The sequence below is a fragment of the Streptomyces sp. NBC_00083 genome, from assembly GCF_026343295.1.
GTDB lineage: Bacteria > Actinomycetota > Actinomycetes > Streptomycetales > Streptomycetaceae > Streptomyces.
In genome coordinates this window covers 228,856-246,919 of the sequence record NZ_JAPELY010000005.1, presented here as the reverse complement: position 1 = coordinate 246,919, position 18,064 = coordinate 228,856, and the positions used below count along the sequence as shown (strand labels likewise).

Annotated in this window: 19 protein-coding genes; 6 read left to right on the top strand and 13 right to left on the bottom strand. The window is 70.4% G+C overall.

Annotated elements, in window-relative coordinates; translation table 11 throughout:
- The 12 genes from OOJ98_RS33765 to OOJ98_RS33710 all read right to left on the bottom strand — a co-directional run bounded on the left by OOJ98_RS33765 (nt 1) and on the right by OOJ98_RS33710 (nt 11,009).
- The gene (locus tag OOJ98_RS33765) at nt 1–471 is read right to left on the bottom strand and encodes an ATP-binding protein (RefSeq protein WP_267058949.1); all 471 of its coding nucleotides are present in this window, start codon (nt 469–471) and stop codon (nt 1–3) included.
- Between the two features lie 17 nt (nt 472–488).
- A complete protein-coding gene (locus OOJ98_RS33760) occupies nt 489–800 on the bottom strand; it encodes an anti-sigma factor antagonist (RefSeq protein WP_267058948.1) in 312 nt (103 codons plus the stop codon).
- Nucleotides 801–809: 9 nt separating this feature from the next.
- Nucleotides 810–2,960, bottom strand: coding sequence for a glycogen debranching protein GlgX (gene glgX / locus OOJ98_RS33755; RefSeq protein WP_267058947.1), 2,151 nt, complete (start codon nt 2,958–2,960; stop codon nt 810–812).
- Entirely contained in the window at nt 2,957–3,298 is a 342-nt protein-coding gene (locus OOJ98_RS33750) for an STAS domain-containing protein (protein ID WP_267058946.1), read from the bottom strand. The genes glgX and OOJ98_RS33750 overlap by 4 nt, the downstream gene beginning before the upstream one ends.
- The gene (locus OOJ98_RS33745; protein WP_267058945.1) at nt 3,295–5,133 is read right to left on the bottom strand and encodes an AGE family epimerase/isomerase; all 1,839 of its coding nucleotides are present in this window, start codon (nt 5,131–5,133) and stop codon (nt 3,295–3,297) included. Before OOJ98_RS33745 ends, OOJ98_RS33750 begins: the two co-directional genes overlap by 4 nt.
- Before the next feature lie 13 nt (nt 5,134–5,146).
- Nucleotides 5,147–6,373 (bottom strand): low temperature requirement protein A, encoded by a 1,227-nt coding sequence (locus tag OOJ98_RS33740; RefSeq protein ID WP_267058944.1) that lies wholly within the window; start codon nt 6,371–6,373, stop codon nt 5,147–5,149.
- A gap of 5 nt (nt 6,374–6,378) precedes the next feature.
- Nucleotides 6,379–6,765, bottom strand: a complete 387-nt coding sequence (locus OOJ98_RS33735) for a nuclear transport factor 2 family protein (RefSeq protein ID WP_267058943.1) — start codon at nt 6,763–6,765, stop codon at nt 6,379–6,381.
- A gap of 8 nt (nt 6,766–6,773) precedes the next feature.
- Nucleotides 6,774–7,397 (bottom strand): DJ-1/PfpI family protein, encoded by a 624-nt coding sequence (locus OOJ98_RS33730; protein WP_267058942.1) that lies wholly within the window; start codon nt 7,395–7,397, stop codon nt 6,774–6,776.
- Complete coding sequence (locus OOJ98_RS33725) at nt 7,394–7,819, bottom strand: ester cyclase (protein ID WP_267058941.1); 426 nt, start codon at nt 7,817–7,819, stop codon at nt 7,394–7,396. The genes OOJ98_RS33730 and OOJ98_RS33725 overlap by 4 nt, the downstream gene beginning before the upstream one ends.
- Nucleotides 7,820–7,916: 97 nt before the next feature.
- Nucleotides 7,917–9,425 (bottom strand): mycofactocin system GMC family oxidoreductase MftG, encoded by a 1,509-nt coding sequence (gene mftG / locus OOJ98_RS33720; RefSeq protein WP_267058940.1) that lies wholly within the window; start codon nt 9,423–9,425, stop codon nt 7,917–7,919.
- A 67-nt stretch (nt 9,426–9,492) separates the two neighbouring features.
- Nucleotides 9,493–10,272, bottom strand: a complete 780-nt coding sequence (locus OOJ98_RS33715) for an antibiotic biosynthesis monooxygenase (RefSeq protein ID WP_267058939.1) — start codon at nt 10,270–10,272, stop codon at nt 9,493–9,495.
- Nucleotides 10,269–11,009 carry a DJ-1/PfpI family protein gene (locus tag OOJ98_RS33710; protein WP_267058938.1) on the bottom strand — a complete coding sequence of 247 codons (741 nt, stop codon included), beginning with the start codon at nt 11,007–11,009 and terminating at the stop codon, nt 10,269–10,271. The genes OOJ98_RS33715 and OOJ98_RS33710 overlap by 4 nt, the downstream gene beginning before the upstream one ends.
- Before the next feature lie 233 nt (nt 11,010–11,242).
- On the opposite strand from OOJ98_RS33710, the gene OOJ98_RS33705 reads away from it, so the two are divergent.
- The 6 genes from OOJ98_RS33705 to OOJ98_RS33680 all read left to right on the top strand — a co-directional run bounded on the left by OOJ98_RS33705 (nt 11,243) and on the right by OOJ98_RS33680 (nt 17,240).
- On the top strand, nt 11,243–12,640 hold the full coding sequence (locus OOJ98_RS33705; protein ID WP_267058937.1) for an MFS transporter: 1,398 nt from the start codon (nt 11,243–11,245) through the stop codon (nt 12,638–12,640).
- Between the two features lie 79 nt (nt 12,641–12,719).
- Nucleotides 12,720–13,883, top strand: coding sequence for a ferritin-like protein (locus OOJ98_RS33700; RefSeq protein WP_267058936.1), 1,164 nt, complete (start codon nt 12,720–12,722; stop codon nt 13,881–13,883).
- Between the two features lie 20 nt (nt 13,884–13,903).
- Nucleotides 13,904–14,590 carry a type 1 glutamine amidotransferase domain-containing protein gene (locus OOJ98_RS33695; protein WP_267058935.1) on the top strand — a complete coding sequence of 229 codons (687 nt, stop codon included), beginning with the start codon at nt 13,904–13,906 and terminating at the stop codon, nt 14,588–14,590.
- Complete coding sequence (locus OOJ98_RS33690) at nt 14,587–15,816, top strand: MFS transporter (protein ID WP_267058934.1); 1,230 nt, start codon at nt 14,587–14,589, stop codon at nt 15,814–15,816. The genes OOJ98_RS33695 and OOJ98_RS33690 overlap by 4 nt, the downstream gene beginning before the upstream one ends.
- A 2-nt stretch (nt 15,817–15,818) precedes the next feature.
- On the top strand, nt 15,819–16,268 hold the full coding sequence (locus OOJ98_RS33685) for a hypothetical protein (protein ID WP_267058933.1): 450 nt from the start codon (nt 15,819–15,821) through the stop codon (nt 16,266–16,268).
- A gap of 3 nt (nt 16,269–16,271) precedes the next feature.
- Complete coding sequence (locus tag OOJ98_RS33680) at nt 16,272–17,240, top strand: aldo/keto reductase (protein WP_267058932.1); 969 nt, start codon at nt 16,272–16,274, stop codon at nt 17,238–17,240.
- 6 nt (nt 17,241–17,246) lie between these two features.
- Here OOJ98_RS33680 and OOJ98_RS33675 read toward each other — a convergent pair whose 3' ends face one another.
- Nucleotides 17,247–17,996, bottom strand: coding sequence for an XRE family transcriptional regulator (locus OOJ98_RS33675; RefSeq protein WP_267058931.1), 750 nt, complete (start codon nt 17,994–17,996; stop codon nt 17,247–17,249).
- Between the last annotated feature and the right edge of the window lie 68 nt (nt 17,997–18,064).

Here is an 18,064-nt window from a genome sequence, read left to right as displayed (position 1 = left end):
CTATCCGCTCGGCGGCCTGTTCACCGCGAGGGTGCTCACGTTGTGCCCGGACACCAGCCGGTAGCTGAAGGAGTCCACCGCCGTGAACGCGAGGTAGACACCGAGCCCGCCGACCTGACGCTCGGCGAGCGGCACGTCGAGGGCGGGCGGCTGCATGCCCTGCCGGGGGTCGAAGGCCGGCGCGTCGTCCTCGAAGCGGACCCACACCCGGGCCGGGGTGATGCCCCCGGCCACCACGATCTCGCCGGGCGCCCCGTGATAGCCGTGCATCACGATGTTGGTGGCCAGCTCGTCCGCGGCGAGCCGCAGCCGGTACACCGAGTCCGCTGGCAGCCGGGACTCGGCGCACAGCGCGAGCACGAACTCCGCGATCCGGTCGAGCTGTTCGAGCTCGGCGGGCACGTGCAGGGTGGCTTGGGGCAGGGCGGGTTCCGCCATCTCGGGCATCACGGCACCGAAGTCCAGCGCCATCTGGGACCGCCTCCCCTTCAGGCGTCGACGAGGTCGATGCTGTAGTCGAAGCCCGCGAGGCGAATCGTGCGGGCCACGGAGTCGGCGGCGCCGACCACGGCGATGCGGGTGCCGTCGCCCATGTGCTGGCGGGCGAAGACCAGGGAGCGCAGGCCCGCGCTCGACAGGTAGGTGAGGTGTTCGGCGCGGATCACCAGCTCGATGGAGCCGGCCTGCGCGGCGCTGGTGATGGTCTCGTGGAACTGGGGGGCGGTCTTGGCGTCGAGTTCGCCCTTGAGCTCGATGGTGGCGACGCGGTCGTTGATCCGCAGCCTGGCGTCGAACGTCACGGTGGCTCCTCAGGAGGGTTGGTGGGTGGGAGAGGCGTGGTCACGGCCGACGAGGATCACCACGGAGTGCGGGCCCAGGTGGTACCGGCCGGGGTGGTGCAGCGGCGGCTCCGCGCCGAGCGGATGGGCCGCCGCGGCGGAGGTGTCCGCGAACAGGTGCCAGGCCTGGCCGCCGGGCAGCTGGGGCAGCTCCAGGTCGTGGGCCTCCCAGTGCGCGTTGATCCCGACGTAGACGTGGTCGTCGGCGACGGTGCCGCCCTTGGCGTGCCGGCCGCAGCGCAGCATGCCGAGGATGCGGCTGTGCGCCGACCAGTCGGGCTGCCAGGCGTGCACCCCGTGCCAGCTGACCTCCGGCAGGCCGCTGCCGACCCGGTCGGTGCCGTGCGGGTGCTCGGCGCCGCGCAGCACCGGATGGGCGTGCCGGAACGCCGTCAACGACCGTACGAAGGCGAGCAGTTCGGCGTTGGCTTCGACCAGGCCCCAGTCGAACCAGGACAGTTCGTTGTCCTGGCAGTAGGTGTTGTTGTTGCCGAGCTGGGTGCGCCCCACCTCGTCGCCGGCCAGCAGCATCGGCACGCCCTGGCTGGTGAGCAGCAGCGCCATCATGTTCTTCATCTGCCGCAGCCGCAGGTCGCGCACGTGCGCGGAGGCGCTCGGGCCCTCCTCGCCGCAGTTCCAGCTGTGGTTGTCGTTGCCGCCGTCGCCGTTGCCCTCGCCGTTGGCCTCGTTGTGCTTGTCGTTGTACGAGACGAGGTCGGCGAGGGTGAACCCGTCGTGGGCGGTGACGAAGTTGACCGACGCGGTCGCGGTGCGGCCCTGGTAGAGGTCGGGGGAGCCGGCCATGCGGGTGGCGAGCTCCCCGACCAGACCGGGCTCGCCCTTGACGAAGCGCCGCACCACGTCGCGGTACTTGCCGTTCCACTCCGACCAGCGCCCGTAGTTGGGGAAGTGCCCCACCTGGTAGAGCCCGGCGGCGTCCCACGCCTCGGCGATCAGCTTGGTGTGGCGCAGCACCGGGTCGTACGCGAGTTGCTCCAGGAGCGGCGGGTTGGGCAGCGGGGTGCCGTCCTGCGCACGGTCGAGGATGGCCGCCAGGTCGAAGCGGAAGCCGTCGATGTGGTACTCGGAGACCCAGTACCGCAGGCACGAGAGCACGAAGTCGCGCACCACGGGGTGGTTGCAGTTGACGGTGTTGCCGGTGCCGCTGAAGTTGAAGTACTCGCCGTGCGGCGTGAGCATGTAGTACGTGGCGTTGTCGAGGCCCCGGAACGAGATGGTCGGGCCCTGCTCGTTGCCCTCGGCGGTGTGGTTGAACACCACGTCGAGCATGACCTCGATGCCGGCCTTGTGGAACTCCTTGACGAGGGACTTGAACTCGTCCGCCTGCATCCCGAAGCGTCCGGTGGCCGCGTAGCCGGCCTTGGGCGCGAAGAAGGAGACGGTGTTGTAGCCCCAGTAGTTGTGCAGCCGCTCGCCGCTCACCGGGTTGGTGCGCGGGTTGTCCAGCTCGTCGAACTCGAAGACGGGCAGCAGCTCCACGCAGTTGACGCCCAGGTCCCGCAGGTACGGGATCTTCTCGCGCAGGCCCGCGTAGGTGCCGGGCGCGTCCACCCCGGAGGAGGGGTGGCGGGTGAAGCCGCGTACGTGGGTCTCGTAGATGACGAGGTCCTCGCCGGGGATGCCGAGCGGCATGTCCTCGCCCCAGTCGAAGTCGTCGTCGGCGACCTGGGCGCGGTACTGGTAGATGTCGTCCCAGTCCGGTTCGGCGCCCCACACCTCGCGCCCCGACAGGCGCCGGGCGTAGGGGTCGCTCAGGACGCGCCGCCGGTCGAAGCGGTCGCCGGCCGCCGGGTCGAAGGGCCCGTCGGCACGGAAGCCGTACTCCAGGCTCTCCGCGTCGAGTCCGAACACCGTCATCGCGTACACGCTGCCGATGCGGAACTCGGGCGGGAACGCGAGCTCCGCGAACGGCTCGGGCGAGCCCTTGTCGAACAGGACCAGGCTCATCGCGGTGGCGCGGTCGGAGTAGACGGAGAAGTTGATTCCGCCCGGCACCGGGACGGCGCCGTACGGGAAGAGCCGTCCGGCCCGTACCCGGTGGGCGCCGATCCGGCGGGTGGGGAAGGAATCGACGCGGTCGCGTGTCTCGGGGGTGGTCATCGTGCCGCGCGTTCCAGCTCGACGTCGAGATCGTCGGCGATCTTGAAGAAGTCGAGGAAGCCGGTGGCGTTCATGACGAACCGGACCTCGTCCGAGAGCCCGATGAGCACGATCTCGGCCGCGACCTGCTGGGCCCGCCGGTGCACGATGAGCAGGGTGCGCAGACCCGCGCTCGAAATGTAGGTGACCCCGGTCAGATCGATCAGTACCTCGGCGAACTCCACGATAAAAGGCAGCAGTTGGGCCTGGAGGCCCCCGGAGGTGGTGGAGTTGATCTCCCCTTCGAGCGCGATCACCGTGGCCTTGCCCACGGTGCGGGTGGTGACGTGCACGGTCATCGGGCCACCTCCGCCGGCGTGTTCGCGGCGAGCCGGACCCGGACCTTGATCCGTCCGGAGGTCTCGGGCAGCCGCACGGTCAGGGTCGAGCTGTCGAAGTCGGTGTGCGGCTCGCCGTCGATGTCGACGGAGTCGATCCGCACCGAACCCGGCGGCAGCAGGTCGGGCGCGACCCGCAGCAGACCGTCCTCGACCAGGGCCGGGTCGGGCTTGAACCAGAAGTCCATCGCCTTGCCGTTGACCAGCAGGTTGTTGTAGACCGCGGCCAGGTAGCACAGCTCGGCCGAGTGGTACATCGACATCGAGTGGCTGCCCTTGAGCCGCTCCACGCCCAGCAGGTACGGCAGCCCGTTGGCGAGGGTGTTGAAGTAGACGGCGCCCTCGTCGTGGTCGAGGAAGAAGGCGTTGTAGAAGGCCTGCGCGTCACGGGCCTCGGTGGCGAACGCGGTGCGTCCGGTCACGCCGTGCAGGATGAGGTAGGCGAGGATCGCCTGCTCCTGCTGCCACCACGCCTTGCGGTCGTGCCAGGTGAAGCGGAACCCGTCCTCGCCGTCCGCCCTGAGCCGCTCGACGACGTCGTACCAGCCGCCGCGCTGGCGGTCCGCGCCGACCTCGGGCATCGACTCGGCTATGGAGGCCGCCGTCTGGAGGTAACTGTCCTTGGGCCGGAGGGAGTTCATCCGCGCCAGGTTCCAGGCGATCTTCAGGTTGTGGCCGACCACGGCCCGGTTCTGCTGCCAGCCGTGCGTGGTGTCGTGCGACCAGTCCTTGTGGAAGCGCTCCTGCACGAACGGGCTGTGCTTGAGGTCGGGGAAGCGCTCCACGATGGTGTCGAAGGTGTACTCCAGCATGTCGGCGTAGCTCTGCTCACCGGTCGCCAGATACAGGTTGATCAGGTAGGCCGGGGCGTGGTCGCCGACCGAGTTCCAGTTCTTGCGGGCCTTGTTGGGGCCGAGCGAGTCGTGCTCGGGGCTGAGCAGGATCGGGTCGATGTGCGAGAAGTAGCCGCCGTGCTCGGGGTCGAGGTAGAAGCGGTCGAAGAGCCGGATGGTGGCGTCCGCGTCGGACTTGATGCGGGGGTCGCCGGTGATCCGGTACGTCTGCACGGGGCCCGCGAGCGCGTAGATCTGCTCGTACGCCGGCAGCGCGTCGTAGTCGTCGGAGAACTCCGAGGTGAACAGCTTGGTCTCGGTCTCCCCGTCGACCTTGAGGCCGTGGTACCAGTACACGACGTTCTCGTCGGTGTCGACGAAGCGCATGTGCTCGCGCAGGTACTCGGTGCCGCGCTCGGCGACCTCCAGGTACTCGTCGTCGCCGGTCAGCAGGAACGCCGAGGCCATTCCGTACACGAGCCGCGAGATGGTGTCGGTCTCCTGGATGTGGCTCGCGGTCTTCTCTCCGCCGAGCCGGATCTCGGTGCGGTAGCGGGAGAAGTCGACGGGCCCGTCACCGAACTGGGCCTTGCGGTAGAACGCGGCGATCTCCTCGATCTGCCGGACCCACCAGCCCTCCTCCTCGAAGCGGAAGTCGTCGGCGCCGCGGCCCACGAAGATCAGCCGCTTGGCCTCGAAGCGGGCGCCCTCCCCGCCGGGGTAGAAGACGCCGTACGCGAAGACGAACCGGCCCTGCTCGATCAGCGCGTCGATGTGCCCGGAGGCGTCCTGGTAGGGCTCGCCCAGGTTGTGCAGCAGCTCGGCGCTGGGACCCCCGTCGAGGTCCACCTCGAACTCCCGGCCGTCCGCGGTGCTCAGCGTGAAGCGGCGCTTGTCCTGGTCGAAGGCGGTCACCCGCCCGGCGACCGTGTCGGAGAACGTGAAATTCACAGCGTTGGACATGGATGTCTCCCAGTCAGTGGTTGCTTGCGGCATGGCTCACCGCGGGGGCCCGGCTCTCCACGAGGATCTGGCAGGCGATCCCGCCCACCAGGACCGCTTCGAGGAGCACCGTGGGCAGTCCGCCGCCGGCGACGCCGAACAGCACGAAGGCCGCGCCGAGGCCGAGCCGGGACCATGAGCGCAGGTCGCCCCGCCGTCCCACGTTGAGCAGATGGATGGCGCCGACCCCGAAGAGGAAGGCCGCCATGCCGAAGCAGAGCACCGGCCCGCCGTCCAGGGGCATGCGGCCGCCGCCGTTGGCGGCCTGCGCCGCGAGCAGCCCGCCGACGCCGGTCACCGTGATGCCGCCGTGCACGAAGAGGTGGCCGTAGACGTACGCCTGGCCGGTCAGCCGCCACTTGCGCAGCGGGCTCGCGTCGACGTGGTCGAAGACCAGCCACCACTGGCCCGCGGCGATCAGGAAGGACCCCGCCACCACGGCCAGGGTCCCGCCGCGCAGCCCGCTGGCCGCGATCCCGATCGCGTTGAGCGCCACGACCTCGCCGAGCACGATGATGGTGAACAGGCCGAACCGTTCCGGTACGTGCGACACGTTGAAGGGGACCTTGGCGATCGCCGAGGTGGACACGATCGGGGTGAGCAGCTCCACCGTCACCCCGGTCGCCCACAGCGCGTAGCAGTACGGCGTCGGCACCAGGGCGGCGATGCCCCAGATCACCGCGCCGAGCCCGTATCCCTGGAGGAAGCGGGTGGTCAGGGGCCGTGCCCGGGGCACGTGGTAGTGGGCGCGCAGATACAGGCCGAGCAGGATCAGACGCACCACGAAGTAGGCGAGCGTGAACCGTTTCGCCCCGGATCCGCCGGCGAAGGCGGTCGGTACCGCCACCGACAGCGTCAGCACCGCCATCATCGCGGCGATCATGATCAGCCGGTAGACGCGGTCGTCGTTGTCGAAGCGGTCGGCGTAGAAGGTGTAGCAGACCCAGCTCCACCACACCGGCACGAACAGCGCCGTGAACCGCAGCACCCCCGCCCAGGTCGGGGCGTGCAGCAGCACCTCGGTGAGCTCGGCGACCGCCACCACGAAGACCAGGTCGAAGAAGAGCTCCAGCGGGGACGCGGCCCGGTGGTGGCCCTCTTCGGACACCCTCAGCCGCACCCGGCCGCGGCGCAGCCGCACCTTGCCGGTGTAGGTACCACGCGCGACGCCCGCCTCGGGCGCGTCCAGGACCCCCCGCATGCCGATCAGCCCCCGGCGACCTGGGTGTGGGCCTCGTCGTGGTAGCCCTTGATCTCGGTGATCAGGCCGTCGTCGCCGACCCGGAAGGTGTCGATGCCGCGGTCCTCGACGGTCCCGCCGTCCTTCTTGTGGGCGGTGATGTGGAAGGTGAACGCGGCCTCGTCGCCGGTCACCACCACGTCGGTGACGCGGAACTCGACGCGGTCGATCACCTCGAAGACCCCGTCGAAGAAGCCCACGACGGCGGCCTTGCCGGCGTTGGCGGGCGAACCGACCGGTTCGTACTGCACGACGTCCTCGGCGAGCAGGGCGGCGAAGCCGTCCCGGTCGCGCTTGCTGAAGCTCTCCGCGTAGCCGTCGACGGCGGCGCGTATCTGCTGCTGGTCTGGCATGGCCTCTCCTAGCGGTGTCGGTCGACCGCTTCGATCTCGCGGACGAAGGTGTCCATGAACCGGTCGGTCATCTGGGGGTGCTTGGCCGTGATGAGGTCGCCGTCGACCACCAGCTCCGCGGTGCCGTCGCCCTCGTAGACGACCTCGGCGCCCGCGTTCTCGACGTCGCAGACGATGTTGTGGGCGCAGGTCACCCGGCGGCCTTCGAGGAGCTGGCGGTCGGCGCAGAGCAGCCACAGCGAGTGGCAGATCGTGCCGACCTTCAGTCCGTCGACGGCCATCGCCGCGCGCAGGAACTCCACCGCCGGCGCCTTGTTGCGGCTGTGGGGACCTGCCACCTCGGCCTGGTAGCGCAGCCGGTCCATCGCGTACGCGCCGATCAGGATCAGGCCGTCGTAGTCGGCCGGGTCGATCGCCGCGACCTCGGTGGTGACGGTGATGTGCTCCTCGACGTAGCCGTTGTCGGGGTTGCTGCCGAAGGTCAGCGACGGCTGGCCCCACAGGTGCGAGACGTAGGTGACCTCGTAGCCGCGCCGCGGGAAGTACTCGTTGAACGCGCGGTACTCGCTCTGGTCGAAGTGCTCCTCGATCAGGACCGCGATCTTCCCCTTCGCCGCCGGCGCGGGGCTCATCCGTCCAGGCCCAGCGGTGCGAGCAGCTGGTGCGGGTCGAAGAAGGCGGTGACCTCCTTGATGAGGCCGCCCTCGATGCGGAAGATGTTCATCCCGCGCACGGTGATGCGCTCGCCGGTGGGGGCGGCGCCCATGAACACACCGCGGTGGGTGCCGGTGATGGTGAACGACGCGGCGACCTTGTCGCCCTGCTCCAGGAGGTCGTCGATGGTGAAGACGCGGTCCGGGAACCCGCCGTACCAGCGCAGCGCGAACTCCTTGTACGCCGGCAGGCCGTGGATGCCGTCCGGTGAGATGGGGTTGTTGAACACCACGTCGGGCGCCATGATCCGGTCGGCGAGCTGGAGGTCGCCGGGGGCGGTCAGGAACTGCTCGTAGTAGAGCCGGACGAGCTTTGACCCCTCGTCGGTGACGTCGGCCATGAGTGAACTCCTCGTGAAATGCGGTCGGTTGGAGGCCATGTGCCCGGCTCGGGCCGCGGAAGGGGGGGTGCGGCCCGAGCCGGAGTGCCGGGCGGGCTCAGGCGTTCTGGAGGAACCACTCCGCGGCGCGCTCACCGATGACGTAGCAGGTGAGGTTGGGGTTGGCGCTGACGTGCGTCGGCATCACGGAGGCGTCGACGACGTTCAGGTTCTCCACGCCGTGCACCCGCAGACGCTGGTCGACGACGGCGGTGGAGTCCTCGGCGGAGCCCATCTTGGCGGTGCCGACCGGGTGCCACAGGGTGGCGGAGTTCTCCCGGATGTAGTCGAGCAGCAGGGCGTCACTGTCGACCTGGCGCTGCGTCAGCTTGTCCGAGAGGCCGGACGAAAGGTCCTGGATCTGCTTGGAGTTGGCGATCTCCCAGGAGAGCCGCACGCCGTCGAGGGCGATCTTGCGGTCGGCCTCGGTGCCGTAGGAGTTGAGGGCGATCGCCGGGTCGACGGTCGGGTCGGCGCTGCGCAGCGACACCCGGCCGCGGCACTGCGGCTTCTGGAGCACGCTCATGACGCTGATCGGGCGGTGGGTGACCGGGACGTAGCGGCTGACGAAGTACAGCTGCATGTCGTTGAACTGCTGCGAGCCCGGGTTGGTGTACCGCACCAGGACCTGCACGTCCGGGTCGTCGGGGTCGGTGACGCCGTCCTTGGGCAGCAGGCCCACGGTGATCTGCTGGTGCTCGATCAGGTTCTCGCCCACGTTCGGCTGGTCGAGGACGACCTCGATGCCGAGCTCGCGCAGCTGCTCCTGCGGACCGATGCCCGAACGCAGCAGGATCGCGGGCGAGTTGAGGGCGCCGGCGGACAGGGTGATCTGGTCGCCGTAGACCTTCTCCAGCCGGCCCGCGGTCTCCACCTCGACGCCGACGGCCCTGGTGCCCTCGAAGAGCACCCGGTGCACGGTGGCGCCCGAGCGGATGGTGAGGTTCTGCCGCTTGCGGGCCTCGGTGAGGTACGAGATCGCGGTGGAGATCCGCACGTCGCCGCGGCGGTTCATCGGGATCGGGCCGACGCCGGTGGACTCCGGGTCGTTGTGGTCCGCGACGTAGTCGAAGCCCTGGTCGATGCAGGCGTCCAGGTAGGCGGCCTGGAAGGGGACCAGCTCGTCGCGGGTGTGGCGCACGATCGGGGTGGGGCCGCCCTTGCCGTGCAGCGGTCCGTCGAAGTCCTGGTCGTCCTCGATCGCGCGGAAGTACGGCAGCATCGAGCTCCACGACCACTGGTCGTTGCCCAGCTGGGCCCACTCGTCGTAGTCCGCCGGGATGCCGCGCAGCGCGATCGCCCCGTTGACGGCGGAGCAGCCGCCGGCCACCTTGCCGCGGGCGTACGTCAGGGACCGGCCGGGGACGGCCTCGGCCGAGTAGCCCCAGTCGTGGTCCTCCACGGACACGGTGCGGGCGTTGGTGATGTCGCCCGGGATGTCGGCGTTGTCGGCCCAGTCGGGTCCGGCCTCCAGGAGCAGGACGTTGACGCCGGAGTTCTCCGTGAGCCTGCTGGCCAGGACGGCGCCGGAGGAGCCGGCACCGACGACTATGTGGTCATAACGCATGGAAGAGTTCCCTTCCGGGTTCACTGATGAGTTGCGCCCGGGGTGGGTCCCGGGACTTCGCGGCCCGCTACTCGGACTCGAGGCCGCCGGGATAGACCCCGGTGCGCACCCATTCGTCGATGGGGCCGCGGTCGCCGGTGTCCACGTACTCGATGCGCGCGCCCATGAGGTCGGGTGCCGTGATGACGGCGAACGGCGTGGAGTCGGCGTCCTTGCGGAACAGCGCGTCGACGCCGACGCCCTGCTTCTTCAGGATGTCGAGCCGGCCGGCCATGTCGTCCTCCCAGACCCCGTAGTAAAGGATCTTCCCGGCGTTCTCCGCCGAGACGATGCCGTCACCGTCGGCCTGGATGAGCTCGTAGTAGGGCGCCCCGGTCTTGGAGAAGGCGCAGACCAGTTCGAAGGGGTGCGGCTCCGGGTCCTCCAGGCGCGGCACCTTGAAGGTGGCCGGCTCGGTGAATTCGATGCCGAACACCTCGGAGTAGCGGGCGATCGCCGCCGGGAGGTCCGGGACCACGATGCCGACGTGGAAGAACGAGTCGGGCAGCTCCGGTCCCGGAGTGACGTCGCGGTAGACGCTCACCTCCGGGAATTCCTCCAGGCATTCCAGAAGCTTCGGAATGAAGTCGCGCAGGTATTCCGTCGACTTGTGGAATTCCATGGCCTCGTCGTCGCGGTAACGCTCCACGACCAGACGCGTGTTGCCGCCCTCTTCCGGCTTCACATAGTCGAAGCCGACACAACCGGGCTCGTTGGCACGGATCTTGGCGGCGAGCCCGGTCATGAGGACCTCGAGCTCCGCCTCCTTGCCGGCCTTGACGACCTGCCGCGCGGTGACGGTGATCATGCCTGCGCGCCCCGGCCCGGAAGCAGCATGGGCTCGAAGAAGTCGGTGAACTTCTCCTCCAGCTCGGGGTGGACGTAGAACTCCGGGCCCGACGCCTCGTAGACCTGCTCGCCGAGGCCCCCGTAGGTGTCGAACATCATCGAGACGATGGTGCCGACCTCCTTGCCGAAGTACTCGCTGACCAGCGCGACGGTGGAGCCGTTCACGCCGTACGAACCGGTCGTCGTCCAGATCTTCTTCGCGGCGTCGTGCAGCCACATCCGGCGCGGCGACGGCACGGTGGTGCCCTCCGCGCGCAGGCCGCGGGCGACCGCGGCGACGCAGGTGACGGGGGTGTCGCCGAGGATCCCGGAACGGGACAGGATGCCGACGCCGGAGCAGTTCGCGGCGATGATCCTGCCGTTCACGTGGTGGTGGCGGATGGCGTCGAGGATGCGCCCGTCCTGCGTCATCTTTCCGGAGCCGACGCCGCCGGGGACGTACAGGATGTCGAAGAGCTGCCCGTCCTCCAGGACCGCGTCCGGCACGACCTGCGTGCCCATCTGCATGACGACGTTGCCCGCGTCGAGCGCCACGAGCTTGACGTCGAGCTCGCGCGGCTCGGCCTCCATGGGCCACGGCGCGATCTGCTGGGCGAGCACCATGGCGGCGCCCTTGAAGATCTCGAGCGGGGTGATGGTGTCCTGCTCGCTGCAGCTCTCGTAACCGAGAACGGCCACGGTTTTGATCTCGGCCATTTCTGAAGCCTCCTGGAAATCCCTCACGGGATTCAGATGTTGGGATTCCGATTGCGCCTCGAAGGGGCGCATTTATCGGCGAGTACCGGGAAGCTAGCAGGGCCGGATTGCCAACCGCCCATCACTCGAACGGACTTCCTGACATCGCTCACACTTCAAGACCTCGGCCTGAGGTCAGGAAGTCCGCCCGGATTCGTTGGCCGCCCTACCGCCCGTGCGGGACCCTGCCGTTCATGACAACCGAGAGCATCGACGTCACACCTCCGGCGTCTGCCGAGAAGGCGAACCCTGCCGGGAAGCCGCGCACCGCCGGCCGCTTCCTCGGTATCGCGGTCGGCAACTTCCTCGTCCTGATGGACGCGTCCATCCTGAACGTCGCCCTGCCCGACCTCCAGCACAGCCTGCACGCCTCGACGGGCGCCCTGGCCTGGACGGTCGACGCCTACACGGTCGTCTTCGCCGGCCTGATGCTGGCGTCCGGCTCCTTCGCGGACCGCTGGGGCCCGCGGCGCATCTACCGTACGTCGCTGATCGCGTTCGGCGTCGTGTCGCTGCTGTGCGCCCTCGCCAACTCGGCCGGGCTGCTCATCGGGGGCCGTGCGCTGCTCGGCGTCGCCGCCGCGGGACTGGTCCCCGCCTCCCTCGCGCTGCTCGGCGGGCTCTACCCCGACCCGGCCAAGAAGGCGCGCGCGGTCGGCGCGTGGGCCGCGGTCAGCTCGCTCGGCCTGGTCTCCGGGCCGGTGCTCGGCGGTGGCCTGGTCGCGCTCGGCGGCTGGCAGCTGGTCTTCCTGGTCAACCCGCCCATCGCCCTGGTGACCTGGCTCGCCGCGCGCGGCTTCGCCGCCGACGGCAAGCGCCCGCACCGGCAGATCGACGCCGCGGGCCTGGTGCTCTCCATCGTCGGACTCGGCGCGCTCACCTTCGGGCTCGTCGAGGGCGGCACGTCCGGCTGGGGCCGGCCGGCCCCCATCATCGCCGTGGTCGCCGCCGCGGTGGCCTTCTTCGCCCTCGCCCTCGTCGAGCGCAAGGCCCCCTTCCCCGCACTGCCGCCCGCCCTCCTCGTGCGGGCCAGGGTGCAGGCCGACATGATCGCCGGAAGCGCCGCCTCGTTCGTCTTCTACGGGCTGCTCTACGCGATGACCCAGTGGATGGTCAACGAACGCTCCCTCACGCCCTTCCAGACCGGTCTCGCCTTCCTGCCCATGACCCTGCCGCTCGCCGTGCTCCCGCTGTTCACCGGACGCCTGGTGGCCCGCATCGGCACCCGCCCCCTCATCCTGTTCGGGCTGACCTGCGGTGTGCTGTCCGGCGTGATTCTGGCGTTCTCCGGGACCCAGACCCCGTTCGTGCTCCTGATCGCCGCCCAGCTGATGCTGGCGCTCGGCTCCACCACCGCGATCCCCGCCTCCACCGCCGACATGGCGATGACGGCGCCCGCCGAGTACGCCGCGACCGCACAGGGCGCCCTCAACGCCTCCCGGCAGGCCGGCTCGGCCCTCGGCGTCGCCGTCCTCGGCACGCTGGTCTCCATGCACCGGATCGGCCTGGGCGTCGCCCTGTTCGCGGCCGTCGCGCTCCTCGCGGTCCTCGCCCTGCTGACCCGGGCCCGCCGCCAGGAAGCCGCCAACTGATCCGTGTCGTCAGGCTGTTGATCGCGCCGGGGCGGACCCTGCCGATGCCCGACCGTAAGCCAACGAAAGGAACACCGCGATGACCACCGCCCAGGACGAGACCGTCAAGGCCCCGGCCAAGCGCAACGTCGCCTGGATCCGCGCCGCGCTCCAGACCGCGATAGAGCTGGAGCACTCCACGCTGCCGATCTACACCTCGGCCATGCTCTCGCTCGAAGTGCAGAACTACACCAGCTACAACACCGTGCGCAGCGTGCTGATGGAGGAGATGGTCCACATGGCCATCGCGGGCAACATGCTCGCGGCCATCGGCGGCCGTCCCCGCATCAAGGACCTCGACCCGGCGTTCCCCCGCCGCGGCCTGCCCGGCGGCGTGGAGCCCGACCTCTACATCGGGCTCGCCTCGCTCTCCAAGCCGCAGCTGCGCAACTTCATGCGCCTGGAGTCGCCGCTGTTCCTGCTGCCCGACGAGTACAGCCACGAGGACTTCCCGACCATCGGCAAGCTCTACTCGCAGATCAAGGAAGCGATCGTCGACAACGCCGACGAGCTGCGCGCCGCGGTCAAGGGCGGCGGCATCGCCAACCAGGTCGGCGACAACATCGGCTTCAAGACCATCGTGCCGACCCCCGGCGTCGACCCCGTCGACCAGCTCCTCGAAGGCATCGACGAGATCCTCGAACAGGGCGAGGGCGCGACCGGCGGCACCATCCAGGCCGGCGCCTCCTTCCAGCACGAGGAGTCGCACTACGGCAAGTTCGCCGAACTCTGGTACGGCCGCGAGTACCGCACGCCCGAGCCGCCCCTGGAGCTGACCTCGGACACCGAGGCCGTTCACTTCCAGGGCAGCCGCATCGACTGGCCCGCGGTCGTCAACACCCTCGCCGTGCCCGCCGACGGCTACGCCAAGATCCTCGCCGCCGACCCGGACGGCGCCGAAGTCGAGGCGGAGCTCGCCCAGTTCGACCAGACGTACACCGGCATGATGGTCCACCTCGACGAGCTGTGGAACGGTTCCGCCGCCACCCAGTGGCCCACCTTCGGCGACGCCGTCCACCACATGGTGAAGTTCCGCGTGTTCTCCTGCTTCACCTTCATGCGCCGCCAGATCCCGCAGTCCGTCATCGACGACCTGCCGCGCCTGTACCCGGCCGAGTTCGGCTTCCTCACCACCTACAGCGACCTGAACAAGCCGGTCTTCTACGGCCCGCGCTTCCGCAATCTCGCCGCCGCCCAGGCCTGAGCCCGCAGCAGGAGATCCCCATGCCCCGCACCAAGACGGTCCTCGTCGTCCTCACCAGCCACGCGGAGCTGGGCGACACGGGCCGCGCCACCGGCTACTACCTGCCCGAAGTCGCCCACCCCTGGCGGGTGTTCACCGACGCCGGATACCGCGTCGACCTCGCGTCGGTGCGGGGCGGCACCCCGCCTGCCTCCGGCGTCGACCTGTCCGACGAGGTCCAGAAGGCGTTCCTCGCGGACCCCGGGATGAGCGTCAAGCTCGCGGACACGCTGCGCCCCGAGGACATCGACCCGGACGCCTACGACGCGATCTTCTTCGCGGGCGGCCACGGCACCATGTGGGACTTCCGCGGCAACCCGGCGCTCGCCGCGCACGCCCGTGACATCTACGAGGCGGGCGGCGTCGTCGCCGCGCTCTGCCACGGCCCGGCGGCCCTCGTGGACGTACGGCTCTCGGACGGCCGCCCCCTGGTGGAGGGCAAGCGGCTGACCGCGTTCAGCAACGCCGAGGAGGCCGCGGTCGGCCTCACCGACGTGGTGCCGTTCGCACTCCAGACCGCCCTGGAGGAGCTGGGCGCCAAGCACGAGGCCGCCGACACCGAGTTCGCCGCGCACGCGGTGACCGACGGGCGCCTGGTCACCGGCCAGAACCCGGCGTCGGCCACCGACACCGCCCTGGCGACCGTGCTCGTCCTGGCCGGCACGTGACGCTCTCCGCCCCGGGGCCCGCGCGAGCGGCGGCCGGCGCCGTCGCGCCCCCGGCGGCGGCAGGCACGAGCGCGCCCCCGGTCCTCGCGGCCCCCGCCGACCGCACCCGCTGGTTCGTCCTCGGGGTGGGCCTGATCTGCACGTTCCTCGTCGTGGGCGGCGCCTCCATCGCCAACCTCGCGATGCCCTCGCTGCAGCAGACCCTCCATGTCGGCTTCGGCACCGCGCAGTTCGTGGTCGCCGGATACGGCCTGGTGTACGCGGTGTTCCTCATCACCGGCGGCCGGCTCGGCGACGTGTCGGGCCGCCGCCGCGTGCTGCTCGGCGGCCTCGTCCTGTTCACCGCGGCCGTCCTGGTCAGCGGCCTCGCGCCGAACGCGCCGGTCCTCATCGGGGCCCGCCTCGTGCAGGGCTTCGGCGCGGCCCTGATCTACCCGCAGATCCTCTCGATCATCCAGGACACCTTCGAGGGCAAGGAACGCAACTTCGCGCTCGGCCTGTTCGGCGCGACCATCGGCGTGGCCATCGTTGCGGGACAGCTCATCGGCGGCGCCCTGATCCAGCTCGACCTGGGCGGCCTCGCCTGGCGCCCCGCCTTCCTCGTCCTCGTACCGATCGGGGCCGCGGCCCTCGTCACCGGCGCCCGTGTGATGGCCCCCGACCGGCCGGCCGGCCACGACCACATCGACCTCGCCGGCACCGGCCTGCTCGGCACCTCGCTGCTGCTCCTCGTCCTTCCGCTCCTGATCGGACCGGGCGCGGGCTGGGCCTGGTGGACGTGGGCGATGTTCATGGTGGCGATCCCGATGTTCGCGCTCTTCGTGCGGTACGAGGGCTCCCTGGTGCGCCGGGGCCGCACCCCGCTGCTGCGGCCCTCCCTCTTCCGCCAGCGCGCGTTCGCCGTCGGCACCGTCATCGGGGTGCTGTACTTCATCACCATCGTCGGCCTCGCCGTCTACACCTCACTGACCTTCCAGGTCGGCCTCGGCCTCGACCCGCTCCAGTCCGGGCTCGCCTTCGCGCCCGTCGGCGTGGCCTTCTTCCTCTCCTCGCTGGTCGTGCCGCGCCTGGTGCCCCGGCTCGGCCGCGCGGTGCTGACCATCGGACACGTCCTGCTCCTCGGCGGGCTGCTCTCGGCCTGGTTCACCGCGCACCTCGCGGGACGGGGCTGTCCGCGTGGAGCCTGGCGCTTCCGCTGCTGCTCGTCGGCACCGCGCAGGGCCTGACGATGTCCCCGCTCATCGGGATCGTCCTGACCGGCATCCGCCCCGAGGACAAGGGCTCCGCCTCCGGCGCCCTGACCACCGCCTTCCAGGTCGGCCAGGCCCTCGGCGTCGCCGGCATCGGCACGGTCTTCTCCATGCTGGGCGCCCACTCCGGGCCCGGCGCCGACACCGACCGCTACCGCGTCGCCTTCCAGGCGGCCCTGTTCCTGATGGCGGCCCTCACCCTGGTCTCGCTGCTCCTGGTCTTCCTGCTGCCCACCCCGCACGACAGCCGGCCCCACCACCACTTCCTGTGGCTGCGGCACGGCCGCCGCACCGGTCTCGCGCACGCCCTCTACCTGCTGACGGGTGGTCATGCGGTGGGCCGTCTGACCCACTGGTTCCACCACCACGGGGACCATCCCCACGAGGCCCGTCCCCCTGGGGACGCGCTCCACAACGAAGGGACGTAACACATGCGCCAGGTCGCTCTGGGCAGCCAAGGACTGCGGGTCTCCGCACAGGGCCTCGGCTGCATGGGCATGAGCCAGTCGTACGGCGTCGGCAACGACATCGAGTCGATCAACACCATCCACCGCGCCCTCGACCTCGGCGTCACCCTGATCGACACCGCCAATGTGTACGGCGCGACCGGCCTGTACGGCGTCGGCGCCAACGAGAAGCTCGTCGGGTACGCGCTGAGGGAGCGCCGCGACGAAGTCGTCCTCGCCACCAAGTGCGGCATCGACGACGTGCGGCCCGGCACCGGCATGGTCCTGCGCGCCGACCCGGAGTACGTCAGGCGGAGCTGCGAGGAGTCCCTGACGCGGCTCGGCGTCGACCACATCGACCTCTACTACCTGCACCGGGTCGATCCGAAGACCCCCATCGAGGACTCCATCGGCGCGATGGCCGAGCTGGTGAAGGCCGGCAAGATCGGCCACATCGGCGTCTCCGAACTTCCCGCCGAGCAGCTGGAGCGCGCCCACGCCGTCCATCCCGTCACGGCGGTCCAGAGCGAATACTCGCTGTGGACCAGGAACATCGAGGAGTCCGTCCTCCCCACCGCCCGCCGCCTCGGCATCGGCGTCGTCCCGTTCTCGCCCCTGGGCCGCGGCTTCCTGACCGGCGCGGTCACCTCGCGCGACGCGTTCGACGCCAACGACATGCGCCGCGGCATGCCCCGCTTCAGCCAGGACAACCTGGACGCCAACCAGCAGGCCCTCGATCTCGTCCGGTCGATCGCCGGAGCCCATGACGTGCTGCCCGGCCAGGTGGCGCTCGCCTGGGTCCACGCGCAGGGCGACGACATCGTGCCGATCCCCGGCACCAAGCGCGTCGGCTACCTGGAGCAGAACACCGCCGCGGCCGACCTCGTCCTCACCTCCGAGGACCTGGCCCGCCTCGGCGAGGTGGCCGCCCGCATCGAGGGCGCCAGGCGCTGACCCCTCTCAGGGGCCGTCCTGGGTGTGGCCCGTGCACATCATCGTGCGCCCGACCTCGGCGCAGGCCTCGGCCTGCCTGGGGTCGGGCGCCATCAGCATGGGGCTCTCGGTGTCGGCGCCGGTCGAGCTGGAGCGCACCTCCGACCAGATCGTGTCGCAGGACGGGCTGAACCGCAGCCGCACCGCGTACGAGGCGGTCGTCAGGGCGCTCTGCGTACGGGCGTCGGTGCGGCAGGCGGAGCGGGCCGGGTCCCTGCCCTGGCAGCCGTCGCCCCGGCAGGCGGACGGCGCGGGCGCGGCCGGTGTCGCGTGCGAGACGTGCGGCACGGCGGCCCAGGCGGCGCTTCCCAGCAGGGCGAGCGCGGCGGCGATGGTGAGCGTACGACGGCGCGAACGCCGGGCGGGCGGCGCGGGCTCGGGCGGCGCGGGCTCGGATGGGACGGGGTACGCGACCGGGGTGACCGGGGTGGCCGGGGGTTCGGTGCGGGGCTGCGGGGGGCGTGCCGCGCGGTCCCACAGGTCGAGGAGTCGGGCGTGGTGCTCGGCGCCGCCCAGGGCGCCGAAGGCGTCGACCGCGTCGCGCGGCGGCAGGTTGCCCCCGTTGAGATAGCGGTGCCACGCCGATTTGCTGTAGGTGGTGCGGGCCGCGAGGCCGGCCAGGCTCAGCCCCGAGCTGTGTTTGAGATGCCTCAACTCCGCTACCAGGAGCCGGAGTTCAGGTCGGGTCGACTCGGGCAGCGGTTGCCACTGGGCCACGCGGTCCCTCCCAAAAGGTCCGTAACGTCCCGTTCGAGGGGCATCCGTACCCCTCAGGGGCCGGAGCC

Coding starts and splice junctions, on each gene's coding strand:
- OOJ98_RS33765 (WP_267058949.1), bottom strand. CDS start 471: ATGGCGCTGGACTTCGGTGCCGTGATGCCCGAGATGGCGGAACCCGCC.
- glgX (WP_267058947.1), bottom strand. CDS start 2,960: ATGACCACCCCCGAGACACGCGACCGCGTCGATTCCTTCCCCACCCGC.
- OOJ98_RS33750 (WP_267058946.1), bottom strand. CDS start 3,298: ATGACCGTGCACGTCACCACCCGCACCGTGGGCAAGGCCACGGTGATC.
- OOJ98_RS33745 (WP_267058945.1), bottom strand. CDS start 5,133: ATGTCCAACGCTGTGAATTTCACGTTCTCCGACACGGTCGCCGGGCGG.
- OOJ98_RS33740 (WP_267058944.1), bottom strand. CDS start 6,373: ATGCGGGGGGTCCTGGACGCGCCCGAGGCGGGCGTCGCGCGTGGTACC.
- OOJ98_RS33735 (WP_267058943.1), bottom strand. CDS start 6,765: ATGCCAGACCAGCAGCAGATACGCGCCGCCGTCGACGGCTACGCGGAG.
- OOJ98_RS33730 (WP_267058942.1), bottom strand. CDS start 7,397: ATGAGCCCCGCGCCGGCGGCGAAGGGGAAGATCGCGGTCCTGATCGAG.
- OOJ98_RS33725 (WP_267058941.1), bottom strand. CDS start 7,819: ATGGCCGACGTCACCGACGAGGGGTCAAAGCTCGTCCGGCTCTACTAC.
- mftG (WP_267058940.1), bottom strand. CDS start 9,425: ATGCGTTATGACCACATAGTCGTCGGTGCCGGCTCCTCCGGCGCCGTC.
- OOJ98_RS33715 (WP_267058939.1), bottom strand. CDS start 10,272: ATGATCACCGTCACCGCGCGGCAGGTCGTCAAGGCCGGCAAGGAGGCG.
- OOJ98_RS33710 (WP_267058938.1), bottom strand. CDS start 11,009: ATGGCCGAGATCAAAACCGTGGCCGTTCTCGGTTACGAGAGCTGCAGC.
- OOJ98_RS33705 (WP_267058937.1), top strand. CDS start 11,243: ATGACAACCGAGAGCATCGACGTCACACCTCCGGCGTCTGCCGAGAAG.
- OOJ98_RS33700 (WP_267058936.1), top strand. CDS start 12,720: ATGACCACCGCCCAGGACGAGACCGTCAAGGCCCCGGCCAAGCGCAAC.
- OOJ98_RS33695 (WP_267058935.1), top strand. CDS start 13,904: ATGCCCCGCACCAAGACGGTCCTCGTCGTCCTCACCAGCCACGCGGAG.
- OOJ98_RS33685 (WP_267058933.1), top strand. CDS start 15,819: ATGTCCCCGCTCATCGGGATCGTCCTGACCGGCATCCGCCCCGAGGAC.
- OOJ98_RS33680 (WP_267058932.1), top strand. CDS start 16,272: ATGCGCCAGGTCGCTCTGGGCAGCCAAGGACTGCGGGTCTCCGCACAG.